19 protein-coding genes and 1 pseudogene are annotated in these 18435 nt (G+C 66.9%); 12 read left to right on the top strand and 8 right to left on the bottom strand.

Annotated features, from left to right (window positions below; genetic code table 11):
* Positions 1 to 3: 3 nt before the first annotated feature.
* Positions 4 to 429, bottom strand: a complete 426-nt coding sequence (locus tag GKZ92_RS20025) for an anti-sigma factor (RefSeq protein ID WP_006358176.1) — start codon at positions 427 to 429, stop codon at positions 4 to 6.
* A gap of 298 nt (positions 430 to 727) precedes the next feature.
* Here GKZ92_RS20025 and GKZ92_RS20030 point away from each other — a divergent pair, with 298 nt between their 5' ends.
* Both GKZ92_RS20030 and GKZ92_RS20035 read left to right on the top strand, forming a co-directional pair.
* Positions 728 to 1162 carry a hypothetical protein gene (locus tag GKZ92_RS20030; RefSeq protein WP_006358177.1) on the top strand — a complete coding sequence of 145 codons (435 nt, stop codon included), beginning with the start codon at positions 728 to 730 and terminating at the stop codon, positions 1160 to 1162.
* Position 1163: 1 nt separating this feature from the next.
* Entirely contained in the window at positions 1164 to 2342 is a 1179-nt protein-coding gene (locus GKZ92_RS20035; protein ID WP_006358178.1) for a zinc-dependent alcohol dehydrogenase, read from the top strand.
* A 73-nt stretch (positions 2343 to 2415) separates the two neighbouring features.
* On the opposite strand, the gene GKZ92_RS20040 is transcribed toward GKZ92_RS20035, so the two are convergent.
* Entirely contained in the window at positions 2416 to 3222 is an 807-nt protein-coding gene (locus GKZ92_RS20040; protein ID WP_155225539.1) for a SigB/SigF/SigG family RNA polymerase sigma factor, read from the bottom strand.
* A 420-nt stretch (positions 3223 to 3642) separates the two neighbouring features.
* Here GKZ92_RS20040 and GKZ92_RS20045 point away from each other — a divergent pair, with 420 nt between their 5' ends.
* The gene (locus tag GKZ92_RS20045) at positions 3643 to 4089 is read left to right on the top strand and encodes an STAS domain-containing protein (protein WP_006358180.1); all 447 of its coding nucleotides are present in this window, start codon (positions 3643 to 3645) and stop codon (positions 4087 to 4089) included.
* Between the two features lie 24 nt (positions 4090 to 4113).
* On the opposite strand, the gene GKZ92_RS20050 is transcribed toward GKZ92_RS20045, so the two are convergent.
* Positions 4114 to 4797, bottom strand: coding sequence for a GAF and ANTAR domain-containing protein (locus tag GKZ92_RS20050; protein ID WP_006358181.1), 684 nt, complete (start codon positions 4795 to 4797; stop codon positions 4114 to 4116).
* A gap of 167 nt (positions 4798 to 4964) precedes the next feature.
* Between GKZ92_RS20050 and GKZ92_RS20055 the strand changes: the two genes are divergently transcribed.
* The gene (locus GKZ92_RS20055; protein ID WP_006358182.1) at positions 4965 to 5957 is read left to right on the top strand and encodes an isopenicillin N synthase family dioxygenase; all 993 of its coding nucleotides are present in this window, start codon (positions 4965 to 4967) and stop codon (positions 5955 to 5957) included.
* 47 nt (positions 5958 to 6004) lie between these two features.
* Positions 6005 to 6538 (top strand): annotated as a pseudogene (locus tag GKZ92_RS20060) (hypothetical protein); the annotation flags it as partial.
* A gap of 94 nt (positions 6539 to 6632) precedes the next feature.
* Here GKZ92_RS20060 and GKZ92_RS20065 read toward each other — a convergent pair.
* The gene (locus tag GKZ92_RS20065) at positions 6633 to 7769 is read right to left on the bottom strand and encodes a CaiB/BaiF CoA transferase family protein (RefSeq protein WP_006358184.1); all 1137 of its coding nucleotides are present in this window, start codon (positions 7767 to 7769) and stop codon (positions 6633 to 6635) included.
* Positions 7766 to 8938 carry an acyl-CoA dehydrogenase family protein gene (locus GKZ92_RS20070; RefSeq protein WP_006358185.1) on the bottom strand — a complete coding sequence of 391 codons (1173 nt, stop codon included), beginning with the start codon at positions 8936 to 8938 and terminating at the stop codon, positions 7766 to 7768. The genes GKZ92_RS20065 and GKZ92_RS20070 overlap by 4 nt, the downstream gene beginning before the upstream one ends.
* A gap of 135 nt (positions 8939 to 9073) precedes the next feature.
* Here GKZ92_RS20070 and GKZ92_RS20075 point away from each other — a divergent pair, with 135 nt between their 5' ends.
* Entirely contained in the window at positions 9074 to 10081 is a 1008-nt protein-coding gene (locus GKZ92_RS20075; RefSeq protein ID WP_042375221.1) for a LacI family DNA-binding transcriptional regulator, read from the top strand.
* A 15-nt stretch (positions 10082 to 10096) separates the two neighbouring features.
* Here GKZ92_RS20075 and GKZ92_RS20080 read toward each other — a convergent pair whose 3' ends face one another.
* Both GKZ92_RS20080 and GKZ92_RS20085 read right to left on the bottom strand, forming a co-directional pair.
* Entirely contained in the window at positions 10097 to 10909 is an 813-nt protein-coding gene (locus tag GKZ92_RS20080) for a mycofactocin-coupled SDR family oxidoreductase (RefSeq protein ID WP_006359836.1), read from the bottom strand.
* 54 nt (positions 10910 to 10963) lie between these two features.
* Positions 10964 to 11452, bottom strand: coding sequence for a nuclear transport factor 2 family protein (locus GKZ92_RS20085; protein ID WP_006359837.1), 489 nt, complete (start codon positions 11450 to 11452; stop codon positions 10964 to 10966).
* A 119-nt stretch (positions 11453 to 11571) separates the two neighbouring features.
* Here GKZ92_RS20085 and GKZ92_RS20090 point away from each other — a divergent pair, with 119 nt between their 5' ends.
* From GKZ92_RS20090 to GKZ92_RS20115, 6 genes are all read left to right on the top strand, one after another.
* Positions 11572 to 12195, top strand: a complete 624-nt coding sequence (locus GKZ92_RS20090) for a TetR/AcrR family transcriptional regulator (protein ID WP_035752851.1) — start codon at positions 11572 to 11574, stop codon at positions 12193 to 12195.
* Positions 12196 to 12278: 83 nt separating this feature from the next.
* Entirely contained in the window at positions 12279 to 13472 is a 1194-nt protein-coding gene (locus GKZ92_RS20095) for an acyl-CoA dehydrogenase family protein (protein ID WP_006359839.1), read from the top strand.
* The gene (locus GKZ92_RS20100) at positions 13469 to 14203 is read left to right on the top strand and encodes a hypothetical protein (RefSeq protein WP_006359840.1); all 735 of its coding nucleotides are present in this window, start codon (positions 13469 to 13471) and stop codon (positions 14201 to 14203) included. The genes GKZ92_RS20095 and GKZ92_RS20100 overlap by 4 nt, the downstream gene beginning before the upstream one ends.
* The gene (locus GKZ92_RS20105; protein WP_006359841.1) at positions 14200 to 15072 is read left to right on the top strand and encodes an alpha/beta fold hydrolase; all 873 of its coding nucleotides are present in this window, start codon (positions 14200 to 14202) and stop codon (positions 15070 to 15072) included. Before GKZ92_RS20100 ends, GKZ92_RS20105 begins: the two co-directional genes overlap by 4 nt.
* The gene (locus GKZ92_RS20110) at positions 15069 to 16766 is read left to right on the top strand and encodes an AMP-binding protein (RefSeq protein WP_006359842.1); all 1698 of its coding nucleotides are present in this window, start codon (positions 15069 to 15071) and stop codon (positions 16764 to 16766) included. Before GKZ92_RS20105 ends, GKZ92_RS20110 begins: the two co-directional genes overlap by 4 nt.
* Positions 16763 to 18001: an acetyl-CoA C-acetyltransferase gene (locus GKZ92_RS20115; protein WP_035752876.1), complete on the top strand. Its 1239-nt coding sequence runs from the start codon at positions 16763 to 16765 to the stop codon at positions 17999 to 18001. The genes GKZ92_RS20110 and GKZ92_RS20115 overlap by 4 nt, the downstream gene beginning before the upstream one ends.
* Here the strand turns inward: GKZ92_RS20115 and GKZ92_RS20120 are convergent, their stop codons facing one another.
* Positions 18002 to 18346 (bottom strand): DUF2470 domain-containing protein, encoded by a 345-nt coding sequence (locus GKZ92_RS20120; protein WP_230461847.1) that lies wholly within the window; start codon positions 18344 to 18346, stop codon positions 18002 to 18004.
* Positions 18347 to 18435: the final 89 nt, after the last annotated feature.

The raw sequence follows: 18435 nt of genomic DNA on the forward strand, positions 1-18435 counted from the left end.
CGGCTACTCCCGGAACTTCGAGAATCCGATGGTCACCCTCCGGGCGTCCTCTCCGGGCGCAGCGTCGGCGTACCTGATGGAATGCGTGTCGGTGACGGTCTGGACGATGCGCCATCCAAAGGTCGACTCGTCCAGTTCGACGTCGTTCACGAGTTCACCCCGGACCTCCCCGACCACCCCGTTGGAGGCGAGGTGCAGGACTATCTCCAGGGAAGATTCCTCGGCGGCCGCGGAGATCATCTGCGAGCAGATCTCGTCCACCGCGACCTTTGCGTCGATCACGTCGTCGAGCGACCAGTCGTCGATGTACAGAGCCGTCTCCACCAGAGCACGCACCAACGCAAGGCGGTCGGTGGCTGCCGGGACCCGCAGGACCGTCGGCAGACTGCCATCGATCGACAGCTGGGATGTGGCGTCAGAGTCGGTCATCAAATGAGTCTTCTTCGCACGTCGTCTTGAGTGGATTCTTATCGGACCGCTCATGAATGCCCCACGCTGACGTCGTCCAAACTGCGTATTTCCATTTGCACGACTCCCCCATGCGCCAACAGCACGACTCGCAACGTTAGCAGAGCACCTTCCGGATCGACACCGCCAACAGCTACGTTGCAGCGCTCTCAGCTGCAACGACGCCGGGTGCGGACGGGTCTGACGTTTCAGGCGGACGCCTCTGCGGTACCCGATCGGCATCCCAACCGAGTTCACACCACCTGGCGAAGGGGCGGCTATGCCAGATCTCACACCGGAACGCGAGGTCGCCTCGCGTGAAGCAATCGCACGCCGACCGGCACGGAAGTCACGCGGCCTGAAGGCCATCGGCCTTCTCGGGTTCGCCTGCCTCGGACTCATGTTGGTGCTCGGCGGCACCGCGATCGCGGCCGGGGCGAGCGACCGGGACGCGACCGTGTGGCTCGCTCTCGGCGCAGTCATCGCCGGCATTTTCGCCGTCGGCCTCCTAGTCGGCAGCCGAGTGCTCCTACGCCGACGTGCGGGTCGCGACGGCGAACGCGCACATCAGGATCCGATCCAGCCGGAGACGACCGCAGAGGAAGCCGAGCGGTACGAGGAGCGCTACCACGGCTTCCCGGTCGACCACACCGGCAAGCACGAACGAGCGCGTGACGAACGCTCCGCAGACCGACACCACGACGGAAAGGCCTGAAATGCGCGCAGTGACCTGGCAGGGAAAACGCAATGTCTCGGTGGAGACCGTGCCCGACCCCAAGATCATCGAACCCACGGACGCCATCATCAAGGTCACTTCGACCAACATCTGCGGTTCCGATCTACACCTCTACGAAGTACTCGGCCCGTTCATGAACGCCGGCGACATCCTCGGCCATGAGCCGATGGGTATCGTCGAGGAGGTCGGTTCGGACACCGGCGACCTCCGGGTCGGGGACCGCGTCGTCATCCCGTTCCAGATCTCGTGCGGCGCATGTCAATTCTGCAACGACGGACTCATGACCCAGTGTTCGACGACCCGCGTGAAAGAACAGGGCATGGGCGCGGCGCTCTTCGGCTACTCGCAGCTCTACGGTTCGGTGCCGGGGGGCCAGGCAGAGTATCTCCGTGTGCCGCAGGCACAATTCACCCACATCAAGGTCCCGCCCGAGAATCCGGACTCACGATACGTGTATCTGTCCGACGTCCTACCGACGGCCTGGCAGGCGGTCGAGTACGCCGAGATCCCCAGCGGCGGAACGGTCACCGTTCTCGGACTCGGCCCGATCGGCGACATGGCCGCGCGCATCGCCTCCCACAAGGGAGCTCGGGTCATCGGCGTCGACCGTGTGCCAGAACGCATCCGGCGCGCACAGGGTCGCGGCATCGAGACGGTGAACTTCGACGAGGTCGACGACGTCGGAGAGGCGATCCGCGACCTCACCGGCGGCCTCGGCACCGACTCCGTCATCGACGCCGTCGGCATGGAGGCCCACGGGTCACCCCTGAACAAGGCGATGCAGACCGTCGTCGGGCTGCTCCCCGATCCGATTGCCCGCAAGGCCATGTCGGAGGCGGGAGTCGACCGGCTCGGCGCCCTCTACTCCGCAATCGACATCGTCAAACGCGGCGGGACGATCTCACTGTCGGGCGTGTACGGCGGTATGGCCGACCCGCTGCCGCTGCTGACCATGTTCGACAAGCAGATCCGGCTGCACATGGGACAGGCCAACGTGAAGCGGTGGGCCGACGACATCCTCCCGCTGCTCACCGACGCCGACCCGCTCGGAGTGGACACCTTTGCCACTCACGAACTACCGCTCGATCAGGCGCCGGAGGCGTACGACAAGTTCCAGCGCAAGGCCGACGGCATGGTGAAGGTCATCCTGAAGCCCTGAGCGGGATCGAGGGCCCATGCCAGGTGCTCCCGGCATGGGCCCTCGGTGACCGCATACGTGGCCCGGCAGCGTCTCACGCGTGCTTGAGCAGCGGCTCCTCGTACTCCTCGTCGTCGGCGACCTCTTCACGCAGAGTTTCGAGCATCCGGGTGAGGAGCCGCGACACGTGCATCTGGGAGATCCCGATCTGGCGAGCGATCTCACTCTGGGACATCGAACGGAAGAACCGCAGGGTGAGGATCGTTCGTTCGCGTTCGGTGAGTCGAGCAAGCGCCGGCTGTAGCGTGACGAACTCCTCGACTATGTCCAGGCGCTCGTCTTCGTCGCCCAGCGTGTCCGCGAGAGTCCAGCCGTCCGTGGACGAACCAGCTTCGGCGTCAATGGAACTCGCGGTGTATGCGGACCGCGCGACCATCCCTTCGATGACCTCGCCGACCGGTAGTCCGAGGTGCTCGGCGATCTCGCTCGGCCGCGGCGACCGTCCGAGGGACTGCAGGAGTTCCTCGCTGGCCTTCGCGATGTTGAGCGAGGCCTCCTGCGCACGACGTGGCACTCTGATCGACCACGTGCTGTCACGGAAATACCTCTTGACCTCGCCCATGACCGTCGGGACGGCAAAAGCGAGGAAATTGTTGCCACGATCGACATCGAATCTGTCGACCGCATGCATGAGACCGATCCGCGCAACCTGGCGCAGATCATCAACCGGTTCACCACGATCGGAGAACCGGCGTGCGACGTGATCCGCGAGCGGTAGGCACCGCTCGATCACTTCGTCGCGTTTCTTGGCACGTAGGTCGTCGTCGCGTTCACTGCGAATCTCTCGCAGTATCGGGAGGACGTCGCTGTAATCGTCGTGCTCGGCGCGTTGTGTCGCCATTTGTCACCACCCAGACGTTCAGATCTTGCGACCGATGGGCTGACTGCTGCCCCATCTAGCATGGATTGATGCCGCGCACGCGACTCGACGCGCATCAGGTACTAGACAATCATGTTCTTCGCCACACGTCCACTTTCGGCGTCTCACAATGCGGGATTTCTTGACGACTTTCTACCGTGACCCGAGTCGGTCTTGTTCGGCATCCGAAGGACCCGTAGGGTAGGGGTGCGGTTCAGGTCGGAGCCGCGCACTAAAGAGCGAGTGGGCACCCAAGGTCCCTCGACTCACGCGACATCACGGCTTATCTCCGTTCAGGACGATCGTGAACTTGGGTTCCGCTCGAACACCAGCGGGCACTCGCCGGGTTCGGTCCACAACAGATCGCCCCTGCAAACGCTTCCACTGAGATGAGACCACCTCATGCCGCTCACCACATCCACCGTTTTCCGTTCGGCGTTCGACGTCGGCACCGGCTCCCCTGAGCGCACGTCACCGCGACGTTTCGATTGCGCGAAATCGTATTGTGTACAGCGCTTTTCCGGCAGCGTCGACCGCGAGACGGCGGCGGACTTCGCTGCTGCGCTCGATCGCGTCGCGCGCGATCGTATCCACGGCGTCGTCCTGGACTTCTCCGCGGTCAACTTCTTCGGCACGGTCGGACTCGTACTGCTGCAGACCTTCGTCGACGATGCCGCGAAGCGCTCTACTCCAGTCGTCCTGGTCGGCGAACGAACTGTCAGCCGCCCCCTCGAACTCTGCGGGATGGCCGGCCGGGTTCGCGTCTTCGAGACCGTCGACGAGGCCGGCCGCACGCTCACCGAAGGCGAGATCGGCCCCAGCACAACAGAGTTCGCGGTCTCCGAGTAGAACTCGACGCAGCGCGCCGGCAGGTCACCTCTTGAGGGTGATCTGCCGTGCTATCTCCACCAGTTTGGTGTTCGACTCCTGGGACAGCTTCTTCAGGAGATCGAACGCTGCCAGCGCATCGATGTCGAAACGCTCCATCAGGATGCCCTTCGCCTGCCCGATCACGTCACGATTGGCCAGAGCGCTGTTGAACTGCTGGTCCTTCTTGATGGTGTTCCAGGCCAGCGCGGCATGGGTCGCGTACACGACGCCGATGTCCTCGGCGTGCAGGTCGAAGACATTCGGTTCGTCCGCGAAGAGGTTGAGCGCCCCGATCTTGTTGCGATTGGCGAAGAGCTGGAACGACAACACGGATCGGATCGGCACCTCGCCCATCGCCCGGCTCCGGTATTTCGGCCACCGCTCGTCGTTCTGGAGATCGTCGACGCGGACCACCCGGTCGTGCAGGGCTGCCGACAGGCAGGGCCCCTCTCCGACATCGGCCTGGATCCGGTCGTGGATCTCCGCGATCTCGTGGGTTGCCCCGAACGATTCGATGGAGCGCCGGTCGGTGGCGACCGTGAGTCCGGCGTACTGGGCTCCGGGGATCTCGGCCACCGCACCGGCCACGATCGTCTTGGCCACCTGTTCGTCGTCGGCTTCGTCGCCGTGCAGCCCTCGTGCCAGCTCCGCGATGCGGAGATGAACATTGTCGGTCGCTTCGGTCACGATCGAACTCCTCTCGAGGCGGCCGACCACGTAGCGAGCCCGGGTCGACACCGCCGCACTGCCCCAGACCCGAATACCAACGTAGCGCCTGCAAACCTCATGAACGGGGTTTCACGGTCCCTGAACGACGTTCCTCCCGCGTACGACGCTCTGGCAGGCTCTGCACCATGCTCCCCATCCTCGACCTCGGCGACGCGGACACCGCCCCCGCGACCTTCCGTGCTGCGCTTCGGGAAGCCGCTCACGACCACGGGTTCTTCTACCTGACCGGCCACGGGGTGCCGGGCGAGTCGCTCACCGAGGTCATGCGGCTGGCACGCGAGTTCTTCGCACTGCCCGACGAGGCCAAGAACGAGATCAGTCAGCTCCAGAGCCCACAGTTCCGCGGGTACTCGCGGCTCGGTGGTGAACTGACCAACGGCAAGGTGGATTGGCGCGAGCAGATCGACATCGGCCCCGAACGCGCGGTCATCCCCGGCGCAGAGGGCTACTGGAGGCTGCAGGGACCGAATCTCTGGCCTTCGTCGCCTGCCGGCTTCCGCACCGCCTTCGAGGATTGGGGTGCTGCGCTGTCGGAAGTCGGGTTGCGGTTGCTGCGGCACTGGTCGGTGTCGCTCGGCGCCCCGGAATCCTTCTTCGACGCGGCGTTCGCCGAACTGCCGGCGACCCTGATCAAGGTCGTTCGCTACCCGGGGACCGCCGACAGCGCCCAGGGCGTCGGCGCCCACAAGGACTCGGGAGTACTGACCCTGCTGCTGGTCGAACCCGGCTCCGAGGGCCTGGAGGTCGAGACAGCTGCAGGCAGCTGGGTGGAGGTCCCGCCCGTCGAGGGCGCGTTCATAGTCAACATCGGCGAACTGCTCGAGGTCGCGACCGGGGGCTACCTCCGTGCGACCCGGCATCGGGTCCGCGCACCCCGCCCCGGGACCGACCGGGTCTCGATCCCGTTCTTCCTCAATCCCGCGCTCGATGAGGTCATCCCGATCATCGACCTCCCGCCCGAACTGGCGACAGCGTCGCGCGGCGTCGAAACCGATCCGGACAACCCGATCTTCAGCACCTACGGTGAGAACGCCTGGAAGTCGCGCACCCGCGCCCATCCCGATGTTGCCGAGTTGCATCACGGAATCATCCCGTCCCAGCCTGTTTCGGCGTACTGAGCCTTTCGGTCGGGCTGAGCAGAACTGTCTGCTCGACGCCGTGCACCCGTGCGCTACAGGCGAGCGTCGAGAAGCTCTTCTCCCTCATCCCGGCGACCGACCTCGCCGTCCAGTGGGATCTGCCGACCGAGCTGGTCACCGTCGAGGGCTGGTTCCCCAATCCTTATGCGGGGCATGAGGCGATCTTCGCGGCGATCGCACGCCTGGCGTCGTGGATCCCCGACGGCGCCGAACTCACCTTCCATCTGTGCTACGGCGACTCGAAGTTCGGGGCGTCGCCGTTCATGGGTGATCCGCCGGATGCCGAGGCCGCCGCGCGCGCGGGACGCCACATCCTGCCGCGCGACGCGTCGGCCATCGTCACCGTCGCGAATGGGCTGTCGCGACACGTGACCCGTCCGATCGACGCCATCCACGCCGCGACCGTCGCGCGGAAGCGTGCCGCGATCGTCTCGGAGTTCCTGCCCGACTTCGGGATCTCCACCTAATGCGGGCTCGGCAGGCATTCGCAGGCCCAGCTCGACGCCGTCGTGAGCGCGTACCGCGAACTCGCCGAGAGCCGCGAGCTGGCCACCGCCTAGCCGTAAACCCTGCAAACCCAGCCTTTTTCGGCAAGACCTCCCCGCGTCCTGTCAGGGTGGAAAGACCGCAAAAGGGTGGGTTTTGTGGCGTGAGTCAGACCAGGTCCGACACCGTGGCGTGCTCGTCGAGCAGCGGTGGTGCCGACCGGTACCTCGGCGGAGTGACGCTCATCCGGATCGGGTTGGCCACCGATCGGAACGGTGAGTCCCGGCGCGGATCGTCGATCTCCACAACCGGATCGAGACCGAGACGTTCGGCCAGCGCGATGGCGTCGGCGATGTCGTTGAGCGGGCCACACGGCACCCGCCGCGCGGTGAGTGCGTCGAACCAGTGATCCGCGCTCGCCGTTGACAGCGCCTCGTTCAGGATCGCCGCCAGCTTCTCCCGATTCGCCACCCGCGCACTGTTCGTCGCATACCGCTCGTCGGCGGGTAGGTCCGGGCGTCCGAGGACCTCGCACAGCCCGGCGAACTGGCGGTCGTTGCCGACGGCCAGCACGAACGGACGATCCGCGGTCTGGAACACCTCGTAGGGCGCGATGCTGGGATGCCGGTTGCCCATCGCTGTCGGAACCACGCCTGCCGCCACGTAGCCCGACGACTGGTTGGCCAGCGCCGAGATCAGCGACGACAACAGGTTCACCTCGATGCGCTGTCCTTGCCCGGTCCGGTCGCGGTGCCGCAACGCGGACAGGATGCCCACGGCCGCATGCAATCCCGTGATGACGTCGACGACCGCGACGCCCACCTTGGTCGGCGTCTGCGGGTCGGGACCGGTGATGCTCATCAGTCCGCCGACCGCCTGGATCAGCAGGTCGTAACCGGGCAGCTGGTTGTTCCCGCCGAATCCTGTCACCGAGCAGTAGACGATGTCCGGCCGGCGATCGGCGACGGCGTCGTAACCGAGTCCGAGGCGATCCATCGTGCCCGGCATGAAGTTCTCGACGACGACGTCGGCCCGATCGACGAGGCGTCGTGCCTCCTCGAGTCCCGCGGGATCGGAGAGGTCGATCGCCACGGACCGCTTGTTGCGATTGACCGACAGGAAGTACGACGACGCCTCGCCCACCCAGGGCGGACCCCACGACCGGGTGTCGTCGCCGATCCCAGGTCGTTCGATCTTGATGACCTCGGCACCCAGGTCTGCCAGCAGCATCGTCGCGTATGGCCCGGCGAGGACCCGGCCGAAGTCGGCGACGACGAGTCCGTCGAGAGCCGCGCGCTCGCTCACCGGAAGGCGGCTTCGCCGGTGAGGGCGCGGCCGATGGTGAGCTGGTGGACCTCGGAGGTGCCCTCGTAGGTGAGGACGGACTCGAGGTTGTTGGCATGCCGGATGACCGGGTACTCGAGCGTGATGCCGTTGGCGCCCAAGATGGTTCGGCATTCACGGGCGATCTTGATGGCCTCGCGGGTGTTGTTGAGCTTGCCGGTGCTGATCTGCTCCGGGCGGATCTCACCGCGGTCCTTCAGACGACCCAGATGGTAGGCCAGCAGGTGCCCCTTGCCGACCTCGAGTGCCATGTCGGCGATCTTGGTCTGGGTGATCTGGTAACCGGCGAGCGGCTTGTCGAAGACCTCGCGCGACTGCGAGTAGTCGATGGCGGTCTCGAGGCAATCGCGGGCAGCGCCGATCGCACCGAAGATGATGCCGAAGCGGGCCTCGCCGAGGCTGGTCAGCGGCCCGCTCAGGCCCTGGGCCTTCGGGAGCATCGCCGAACCGGGCAAGCGGACGTTGTCGAACACGAGCTCGGAGGTCACCGACGCGCGCAGCGACATCTTCTTGTGGATCTCCGGCGCGGAGAAGCCAGGCGTGTCGGTGGGGACGACGAAGCCGCGGATACCCTCGTCGGTCTGGGCCCAGACGACCGCGACGTCGGCGATCGAGCCGTTGGTGATCCACATCTTGGTGCCGTTGAGCAGCCAGTCGTCGCCGTCACGCTTGGCGTTGGTGCGCATGCCGGACGGGTTGGAGCCGAAATCGGGTTCGGTCAGGCCGAAGCAACCGATCGCCTCACCGGCAGCCATCCGCGGCAGCCACTCGTTCTTCTGCTCCTCCGAGCCCCAATGGTGGATGGAGAACATCGCGAGCGAGCCCTGCACCGACACGAGGCTGCGGATACCGGAGTCCACGGCCTCGAGTTCGAGGCAGGCCAGGCCGTAGGCGGTCGCGCTCATGCCCGGGCAACCGTAGCCCTCCAGGTGCATGCCGAGCGCACCGATCTGGCCCAGTTCCCTGGCGATCTCCCGCGCCGGCAGCTCGGCGTTCTCGAACCAGTCGCCGATATGCGGCCGCAGACGCGCATTGGCGAAGTCACGGACGGTATCGCGGATCGCGATCTCGTCGGCGTCGAGCAACGAGTCCAGGGCGAAGAGCTGCGCCAGGGTGCTGGGTCGGGACATCGGAACCTCCGGGGGTCGGGCCTGCAACTGATGGTACAAGTTCAGCGAGAACGTTTGCGAGAACGTTTGCATGAGCTACCGTAGGTGCTCGAACGCGCAGCGTCAACAGTGCTACCGACAGGATGGGGGACCAGCGTGGCCGGAGGTCAGCGAACGCCGACCCTCAAGGAGATCGCGAAAGCTGCGGGTGTCCACGTGTCGACGGCGTCTCGGGTGCTGCGACAGTCCGAACCCGCCGACGGCTGGTCGGAGTCGGCACTGCGGGTTCGCGAGGTCGCCGATGAGCTGGGCTACCAGCGCAATCTCTGGGCGGCGAGTCTGCGGACCCGCAAGACCACCACGCTCGGCGTCGTGATGACCCGCCTGACCGACGGCGTGGTCGCCACCACCTATCAGGGCATCGAGGAGGAAGCGACGCGGGCCGGCTACTCGGTGCTGCTGTCCAGCCCGCCCGACGACCCGGAAGCCCAGCGCGCGGCCATCGAACTGCTCGTGGGACGTCAGGTCGACGGCCTCCTGCTCAGCGGGCTGCACCGACCGGGCAAGGAATTCATCGCGTCCCTGCGCGTCGGGGACGTGCCGATGATGACGCTGACCCGGCACGCCGATGCCGGGCTCCCGTTCGTCGGCGGCGACGACGTGCGCGGCGGCGCGCTTGCCGCACGCCATCTGATCGATCGCGGGTACACCGACCTCGCGGTGATCGCCGGCCCCGCCCACGCCACGACGGCGACGGATCGGCTGGCCGGCTTCCGGTCCGAGACCGCCGCGGCGGGGATCGAGCTCCCCGACCATCGGATCGTTCCGTCCAGTTTCGAGGTGCGCGGGGGCACCGAGGCGGGGCGGATTCTGCTCGACGCACCGGACCGGCCGAGAGCGATCTTCGCGGTGTCCGACACCATCGCCGTCGGCGTCCTCGGCGTCGCTCGCGACCTCGGGCTGCGAATCCCCGAGGACTTGGCACTCGTGGGCTACAACGACATCCCGATCGCCGCGCAGCTTCCCGTACCGCTCACGACGATCCACTCCCCCGCCCTGGAGATCGGCCAGACCGCGGTCCGTGGACTCTTGGATCTGACGGCGGGACGTGACGTGGAGTCGCGACGTCTGCCGGTCGAGCTGGTGGTCCGCGGCACCACCTAGAAGTCGCGGGAGCAGCTAGAAGTGCTGTGCGCCGCCGTCGATCGAGATCTCCTCTGCGGTGATGAATTTCGACTCGTCCGACGCGAGGAAGGCCACCGCGTTCGCGACCTCGCCCGCCTCTGCGGCGAACTGGTTCAGGAAGGTCATCCCCATACCGGCGAGGCGCGGGTTGGCCTTGTTGGTCTCCTCGATCCGCTCGACCATGCGGCCCGAGCCCATCGGCGTGATGACCGCACCCGGATGCACGGTGTTGACGCGGATGTCGTACTGCCCCAACTCCGCAGCGAAGGCGCGCGACATCCCGACCAGGGCGTGTTTGCTTGTCGTGTAGTGGACCATGAACGGCTGCAGCTTCTTCCCCGCCAGGGAGCTGATCAGGATGACCGATCCCCCGCCGCGGTCGATGAGGTGGGGAGCCGCCGCGGTAACCGTGTTCCACACGCCGGTCACGTTGATGTCCATGGTGTCGCGAAAGCTCTCCGGGGACACCTCGTCCCAGGTCTCGGGGATACAGATCCCCGCGTTGGCGACCACGACGTCGAGTCCGCCGAGTGCTTCCACCCCCTCGCCGACCGCCGCGCGGAGTCCGTCCAGATCGCGGGTGTCGCACCGGGTCAGAATCGCCTTGGCGCCCAGATCTTCGACGAGTCGCCGGGTCTCGGCGAGATCATCCTCGGTCGCCGAGTCGTAGGGCACACCCGGCAGTGGTCCGGCGACGTCGACGCCGACGATGTGCGCCCCTTCCGAGGCCATTCGCACCGCGTGCGCCCGCCCCTGCCCCCGGGCAACGCCGGTGATGAACGCGACCTTGTCTGCCAGCCGTCCCATGCCACTCCCTGTCCGCCGGATGCCGGAACCCGATCGGGCCCCCTCGGCGCGACTCTACGGATTGACGGCGGCCGCGCGGGCGGACTCGAGGGCGAAAAGGTTCTCGTCCCAGCCATCGGCGAGGGGTCCGAAGAAGTGGAAGCGGACCTTCTTGACCCGGTACAACCAGTGCCCGTCCTGCTTGACCAGCGTGTCGGTGTATCGGCCCGCGGCGATCGAGGCGACGCCGTCGAGAACGCACGGCTGCCAGAGGAACGATCGCGCCGTCGCCATGTCACCGTCGATGTCGATCTCGAGGTTCGTGATGAAGTGCCAGAACGAGGTGAGGCCACCGTCGGCCAGGCCGGCGAAGAACGCCCGCATCTCGGCCTTGCCCCGCGGGTTCGACAAGCCGTCGAACTCCCCGTCTTCGGTGAACAGTGCGATCAATTCGTCCCAGTTGCCGTCGTCGAGGTGGCGGCAGTACCGGGCGTCGAGCGTGCGGATGGCCTCGATGTCTTCCAGACGGGTGAGCCGCGACGCCAGCTCGGACTCGGTGGTCATGATTCCTCCATTAACATTCGTTCACGTGATCCACACCATAAGCGCGAGATATAGGCAGGTCAATCGAGCGGCCTGCCTTCATCATTGCTGGTGAAACCGCATCGCCCTAGTCTGTGCACATGAACACCCGATCGCCTTCGCCGACCGCAGCATCCCGCGACCGCATCCTCGACGCCGCGCTCGACGAGTTCTACACGGCCGGTTTTCACGGTGCGACGATGCGAACCATCGGCAATCGTGCAGGTTGTAGCGCCGCCAACGTCTACAACCATTTCGAGAACAAGTCCGATCTGCTGGTCGAGATCCTGCGAACCGCGAGCGACGAACAGTTCACCGCGACCCGCAACGCGATCCGCCGGGCCGGCAAGGATCCCGCCGAACAGTGGCGCGCGGCGGTCGTCGCCCATGCGCTGTACACCGCCCAGAGACCGCGCGAGTGCCTTGTCGCGAACACGGAGCTGCGCTATCTGGGCGAGATCGATCGCAAGCGGGTGGTCGGGTCCCGCGACGCCCAGGAGCAGCAGTTCGTCGACATCGCCGAAAGGGCGGTCGAACAGGGACTTTTCCACGTCGACAGAGTCCATCAGGCGGTTACGGCCGTACTGCTGATGTGCGCCGGCATCCCGGTGTGGTTCCGACCGGACGGCCCCCGGACCGCAACCCAGGTCGCCGACGACTACGGGCAGTACGCACTCAACCTCGTCGGATACCGGACCCCGCTCAACCCATTGACCCGGGCCTGACCCGGTGCCCAAATGGTGAACGACCGTTAACGAGCGATCAGGCCGACCCGATCACTCCGGCCCGCATTCACTAGGAGAAGGCCATGACCCATCGGCCGTCACAGCCCCGGACCGACAGCCCGCGCTACCTGACCGAGGAGCGCATCGCGATCCGCGACCTCGCCCGCGACTTCGCGATGAAGCAGGTCCTGCCGGTTGCCAACGAACTCGACCCCGTCCAGGGCACCATTCCCGACACGCTCAAGAAGGCGATGGCCGAGGTCGGGTTCTTCGGCATCATGATCCCGGAGGAGTACGGGGGCCTCGGCCTCGGAGTCTTCGAGTACTGCCTTGTCGCCGAGGAACTCTCACGTGCGTGGATGAGCGTGTCCGGCCTGCTGGCGCGCGGCAACGGCATGGGCGGCGGTTTCACTCCTGAGCAGGAGGCCGCGATGCTGCCCCGCGTGGCGCGCGGCGAATACCTGGGCGCGTATGCACTTTCCGAGGCGGAGGCGGGGTCGGACGTCGCCAACATCTCGTGCCGGGCGACACGCGACGGCGACGAGTGGGTCGTCAACGGCACCAAGATGTGGTGCACCTACGCCGACGAGGCCGACTACCTGGTCCTGTTCGCCCGCACCGATCCGAACAAGGACCCGGCCAAGCCCCACCGCGGTATCAGCGCCTTCCTCGTCGAGAAGGAACGCGGCGAGTTCCCCGAGGGCATCTCCGGCACCAAGGTCCGCAAGATCGGCTACTTCGGTTGGAGCACCTGGGAACTGTCCTTCGACGACTTCCGCATCCCGGCCGACCGGATGCTCGGCGAGGAGGGCAAGGGCTTCTACCTCGCGGTCAGCGGACTGGAGGTCGGGCGTGCCCACACCGCCGCCCGTGCCATCGGCCTGGCCCGCGCCGCACTCGAGGACTCCATCGCCTACATGCACACCCGCAAGCAGTTCGGCCACGAACTCGCGGACTTCCAGCACCTGCGTTTCAAGATCGCCACGATGGCCGCAGACATCGAGGCGGCGCGGCAACTCATGTACTCGGTCGCCACCGACATCGACACCGGCCGGCGGTGCTCGCTCGAGGCGTCGATGTGCAAGCTCGTCGCCACCGAGATGGCCGAACGGGTGACGAGTGAGGCCGTCCAGATCCATGGTGGCGCCGGCTACACCACCGATTTCCAGGTCGAACGACATTGGCGCGACGCACGTCTCACCAAGATCTTCGAGGGCACCAGCGAGATCCAGATGCGGATCATCTCCGACGAGCTGCTGGGCAGGGCCGGGTCATGACCACCGCCATCGCCTCGCTCCGCGTCGGAGTCCGCACCTCCACCCGAACCCGTCTGGTCGCCGATGTCCTCGACCGTCACGGACTCCGCATCCCCTCTCGTTCACAGTCTTTCGGGATGGTCGTCGCCGAGTATCTGACCGACGCGGTTCCGTGCGCGGAACGTGTCGCCATCACCTGGTCGGCAACCGCCCCCATCGCGGAATCCGACCACGTCCATGCGACCACCGTGGTGACCAGAGTCGGTGCCGACGGGATCGACCGGGAGGTCCGCCTGGTCGACGACGCCGGACGCGTTCGCGAATCCGGCACGGAGACATGGCGTACCGAGGCCAGTCCCGAGTCGGTGCCCTCCCTCGACTTCTGCTCGGTCGAGTGGGGTGAGCTACTGCGCGCTCGCCTGCACCGGGACGCCGCGTTCACCTCGTCGGTCTCCACCTGGGACGGCACCGTCGGACTGCGGTGCGGCGAGCGCGAGGTGCACCTCCGCATCTACAAGGGACAGGTCATCGACGTCACACGGCGCGCCCCGCTGGGTGCCACCTTCACCTTCGAGACCTCCCCCGCCACCTGGGTGGATCTCCTGCTGTCCGACTCGGACGACTTCATGCGCCGCGCTCTCCGAGGAGAGTTCTCCTCCGCCGGAAACGGTTACGAGTACCTGAGATTGACCAAGCCGTTGCACGCGATCATCCAGAACGCGCGCGCATTGGCACGGGAGGTGCACTCATGATCGAGGCACGCTACCTCGAGATCCAAGGCGCCCTGGCGTTCGTCGAGATCGTCACCGCTGGTTCCACGTCCCCCCGGGAATGCAACGGCGACACCCCGACCGTGCTGTGCATCCACACCGCGGGGCAGAGCGGCGTCCAATGGCGCCGTGCCGCACAGGACATCGCCGACTGCGGGTACCGCGTCGTCGTGCCGGACCTGCCGGGCCACGGCCGTTCCGAACCCTGCCCGACGGGCCCGATCACCAACCTCGTCGACTACGCGGACTGGTTGACCGACGTCCTGCAGCAGCTGGGCATCGAGCGTCCTTTTGTGATCGGCTGCTCCATCGGCGGGAAACTCACACTGGAACTGGCGACGCGGCCCGATTATCCGCTCGCCGGGGCCGTCGCGATGGCCGCCGAGACCGGGCCTGGCCGGGTCAAGATCGCCGGCCTGCGACGCGAACTCGAGGATGTGGCCGGACCGGCGCGTGCGGAGCGCACGTACCTCGGCAGTCTCGCGTCCGTCGGGCGGGCGGTACCCGCCGCACAGGCACATCTCATCGGCCTCATGCACAAACGCGAGGACCCGGAGATCTCGTCGTCGGACCTCATCGGCTGGGGCAGCCACGACGTCCGCGACCGGCTCACCGACCTCACCTGTGGGCTGCATCTGATCTGCGGCGCCGACGACCCGTGGATCAGCGTCGACGCCGTCCGTCGCGCCGCCGACGAGATCAACGAACTCGACGGTCCGCGTGCGCAGTTCACCGAGCTGGCCGGGTACGGCCACTACCCGATGGAAGAGCTCCCCGACTTCGGTGCCCGCGCTGACGCCTGGCTCCGATCCCTGCCGGCCGGCACCCGCACCCCGGAGGCCGTGTCATGACCGTCACGACCCATCCCACGCTCGCCGGGATGCTCGCCGATCTCGTCCACGAGTCCCCCGACAGTCCGGTCGCGATGGACGTCGCCGGCGGCGAGGTCATCACCCTCACCCGAGCCGACCTCGGCCGCCGTGTCGACCAGCTGCGGGAAGAGCTGTCCCGCATCGGCGTCCGCCGCGGCCAGTGCCTGGCGGTGTACCTGCCCAACTGGTCCGACGCGCTGGTCTGGCAGTTCGCCGCATCAGCTCTCGGCGCGCATGTCATCGGGGTCAACACCCGGTACAACGTCGGTGAGGTCATGCACATCCTCACCTCGGCGCGACCGGCGGTGGTCGCCGTCCCCGCGGAGTTCCACGGACTCGACGTCTTCGGCACCCTGCGCGAGGCGAGCTCGACGGCCGACCCCGTCCCGGCGATCGCGGTCGTTCCCGGGCCTCTGACTCCACGGGCAGCGGCGGCCGACTTCGACCTCGGCGCCGGGGCCTGGATCGCCGGAAGCGGCGACACCACCGGCGTTTCCGCACCTGCGACCCCGTCGACGACGGCTTGGACTTCGGCGGGCGACCGTGCCGCAGACACCGGCGAGCTCGCGGTCGCGTTCACGACCTCCGGCTCGACCGGGACACCGAAGCTCGCCGCACACCGGGATTCGGCCGTGGTCCGGCATGCGCATGCCGATTCCGTGATCATGGGGGTCCGCGAGGGCGACGTGATCCTCGGCGTCCTTCCGGTGTCCGGTGTCTTCGGATTCAGCACTGCCATGGCCGGTCTCGCGGGTGGCGCAGCCATCCTGATGGAGCCCGTCTTCGACGCCGCGGCCACCCTGGAGAGGGTGGAGTCGCTGCGTGTCACCCACATCGTCGGCGGTGACGATCTTTTCGGGCGCCTGTACGACACCTGGCATGAGGGCCGGCGAACGGATTTGACCACGTTGCGGTGGCTGGGCATCGCCGACTTCCTCGGCCGCTCCCACGACATCGCGCGTTGGGTACGCGACGAGGCCGAAGCCGAGACGACCGGCGTCTTCGGCTCGTCGGAGGTCTTCGCCCTCGCGCTGCTCTGGTCGTCCGACGACCCGGAGTCGGTGCGCTGGAACGGCGGTGGCCGTCCGGTCGAGTCCGCCATCGAGGTACGCGTCGTCGATCCGCTCGATGACCGTGTCCTGGCCACCGGCGAGGAGGGTGAGCTGCAGTTCCGCGGCCCCAACGTCGTCGACGCATATCTCGGCAACCCGGATGCCGCCGCGCGTGCGTTCACCGCGGACGGCTGGTTCCGCAGCGGCGATCTCGCACGCGCACTCGACACCGGCGGATTCCGCTACGTGTGCCGCATGGGAGATGTCCTGCGGCTGCGGGGTTTCCTCGTCGACCCGGCCGAGATCGAGCACCGCCTCGCCGAACACGAGAACGTACAGACCGCGAAGGTCGTGGGGATCAGCGGTTCGGGTGGTTACACCGAGGCCGTGGCCTTCGTCGTTCCGGTCGATGACGGCGCAGACCTCGACGCCTCGTCGTTGAAGACCTGGTGCCGTGATCGCCTGGCCGCATTCAAAGTGCCCGCAGCCGTACACGTCATCGAGCGGATGCCGACCACGTTGGGCGGCAACGGAACCAAGATCCGGGCCGTCGAACTGCGCGAGTGGGCGCAGCGATGGTCCGGCCAGGAAGTGGACTACCGCAAAGGAACACCCGCATGACCGTCACCACGCCACCACCCGCAGCCGACGACGTCGTCATCTGTGAGCCGCTCCGCACTCCCGTGGGACGGTACGGCGGATCGTTCGTCGACGTACCCGCCACCGAGCTGGCTGCGACTGTTCTCTCGGAGCTGTTGCGACGCACCGAGATCGATCCGTCGAGCATCGACGACGTGATCTTCGGTCAGTGCTATCCGAACGGTGAGGCGCCGGCGATCGGGCGCGTCGCCGCACTCGACGCGGGACTCCCCATCACCGTGCCGGGATCGCAGCTCGACCGCCGCTGCGGCTCGGGCCTGCAGGCGGTTCTCGACGCCGCGATGCGCATCCAGACCGGGGTCGCCGACCTGGTTATTGCCGGTGGCGTCGAATCCATGAGTCGCGCAGAGTATTACACCGAGTCGATGCGGTGGGGCGCCAAGGGTGCGCCGGCAACTCTGCACGATCGCCTGGCGCGTGGCCGCGTCACGTCGGGCGGAAAGAACCATCCGGTTCCCGGCGGGATGCTTGAGACCGCGGAGAACCTTCGGCGCGAATACTCGATCCCGCGTCAGGAGCAGGACGCGCTCGCCGCCGAATCGCATCGCCGCGCCGTGGCCGCCATCGACAGCGGCAAGTTCGCGGAAGAGATCGTCCCCGTGTCGGTTCCGCAGCGCAAAGGCGACGACAAGATCGTCGACCGCGACGAACATCCCCGGGCCGACACCACGCTGGAGTCGCTGGCTCGTCTCCGGCCGATCATGGGCAAGTCCGATCCAGACGCGACCGTCACCGCAGGCAACGCCAGCGGCCAGAACGACGGAGCCGCAGCCACGCTGGTGACCACGCGTGCGAACGCCGAACGCCTCGGACTCAAGCCCCTCGCGCGCCTGGTCACGTGGGCGGTCGCCGGTGTCGGACCCGAGGTGATGGGCATCGGCCCCGTCCCGTCCACCGCCAAGGCACTCATCCGCGCAGGCCTCGACCTCTCCGACATCGACCTCATCGAACTCAACGAGGCCTTCGCTGCTCAGGCTCTGGCCGTCACCCGCGAGTGGAAGTTCACCGACGCCGATCTCGAGCGCACCAACGTCAACGGTTCGGGAATCTCGCTCGGTCATCCGGTCGGCGCGACGGGCGTGCGGATTCTGACGACTCTGCTGCGTGAACTCGACCGTCGTGAGGCACGTTTCGGCCTGGAGACCATGTGCATCGGCGGCGGGCAGGGGCTCACCGCGATCTTCGAGCGGGTGTGATCAGGCCGGGTTGATACCGAGCCGGGCCTGCGCGTCCCGGAACATCGCCACGACGGCCTTCCGCACGTCGGTCCGGTCGTTCACGGGACGATCCCACTCGAACCGCATCTCCACGGCGCCTTCGGGGACCGTGACGTCGAAGATCGCGACCCGGTCGTCGAAGCCGGTCATCACCGCAGCGATCGCATCCGGCCGTTCGCCGAGTGCCTTGCAGATGACCAGCGAGTCGTCGGCGTGGTCGCCGTTCATGTGCGCGAGCACTCCCGCGACAACGTCCTCGGGGAACGGCCGTGCGTCGTCGTGACCGGGCATATGGACCTGCTTTCCGATTCGTTGGATCTTCATTGGTATCTCGAGTGTTTGACGCGGCTGAGCGTCGGGCATACGCCTCGCGGAGAAATGCACCACCCCGACGTTTCTCCGCCAGGCCCGTC

The organism is Gordonia sp. 135, from assembly GCF_009720185.1.
Taxonomy (GTDB): Bacteria; Actinomycetota; Actinomycetes; order Mycobacteriales; family Mycobacteriaceae; genus Gordonia; species Gordonia alkanivorans.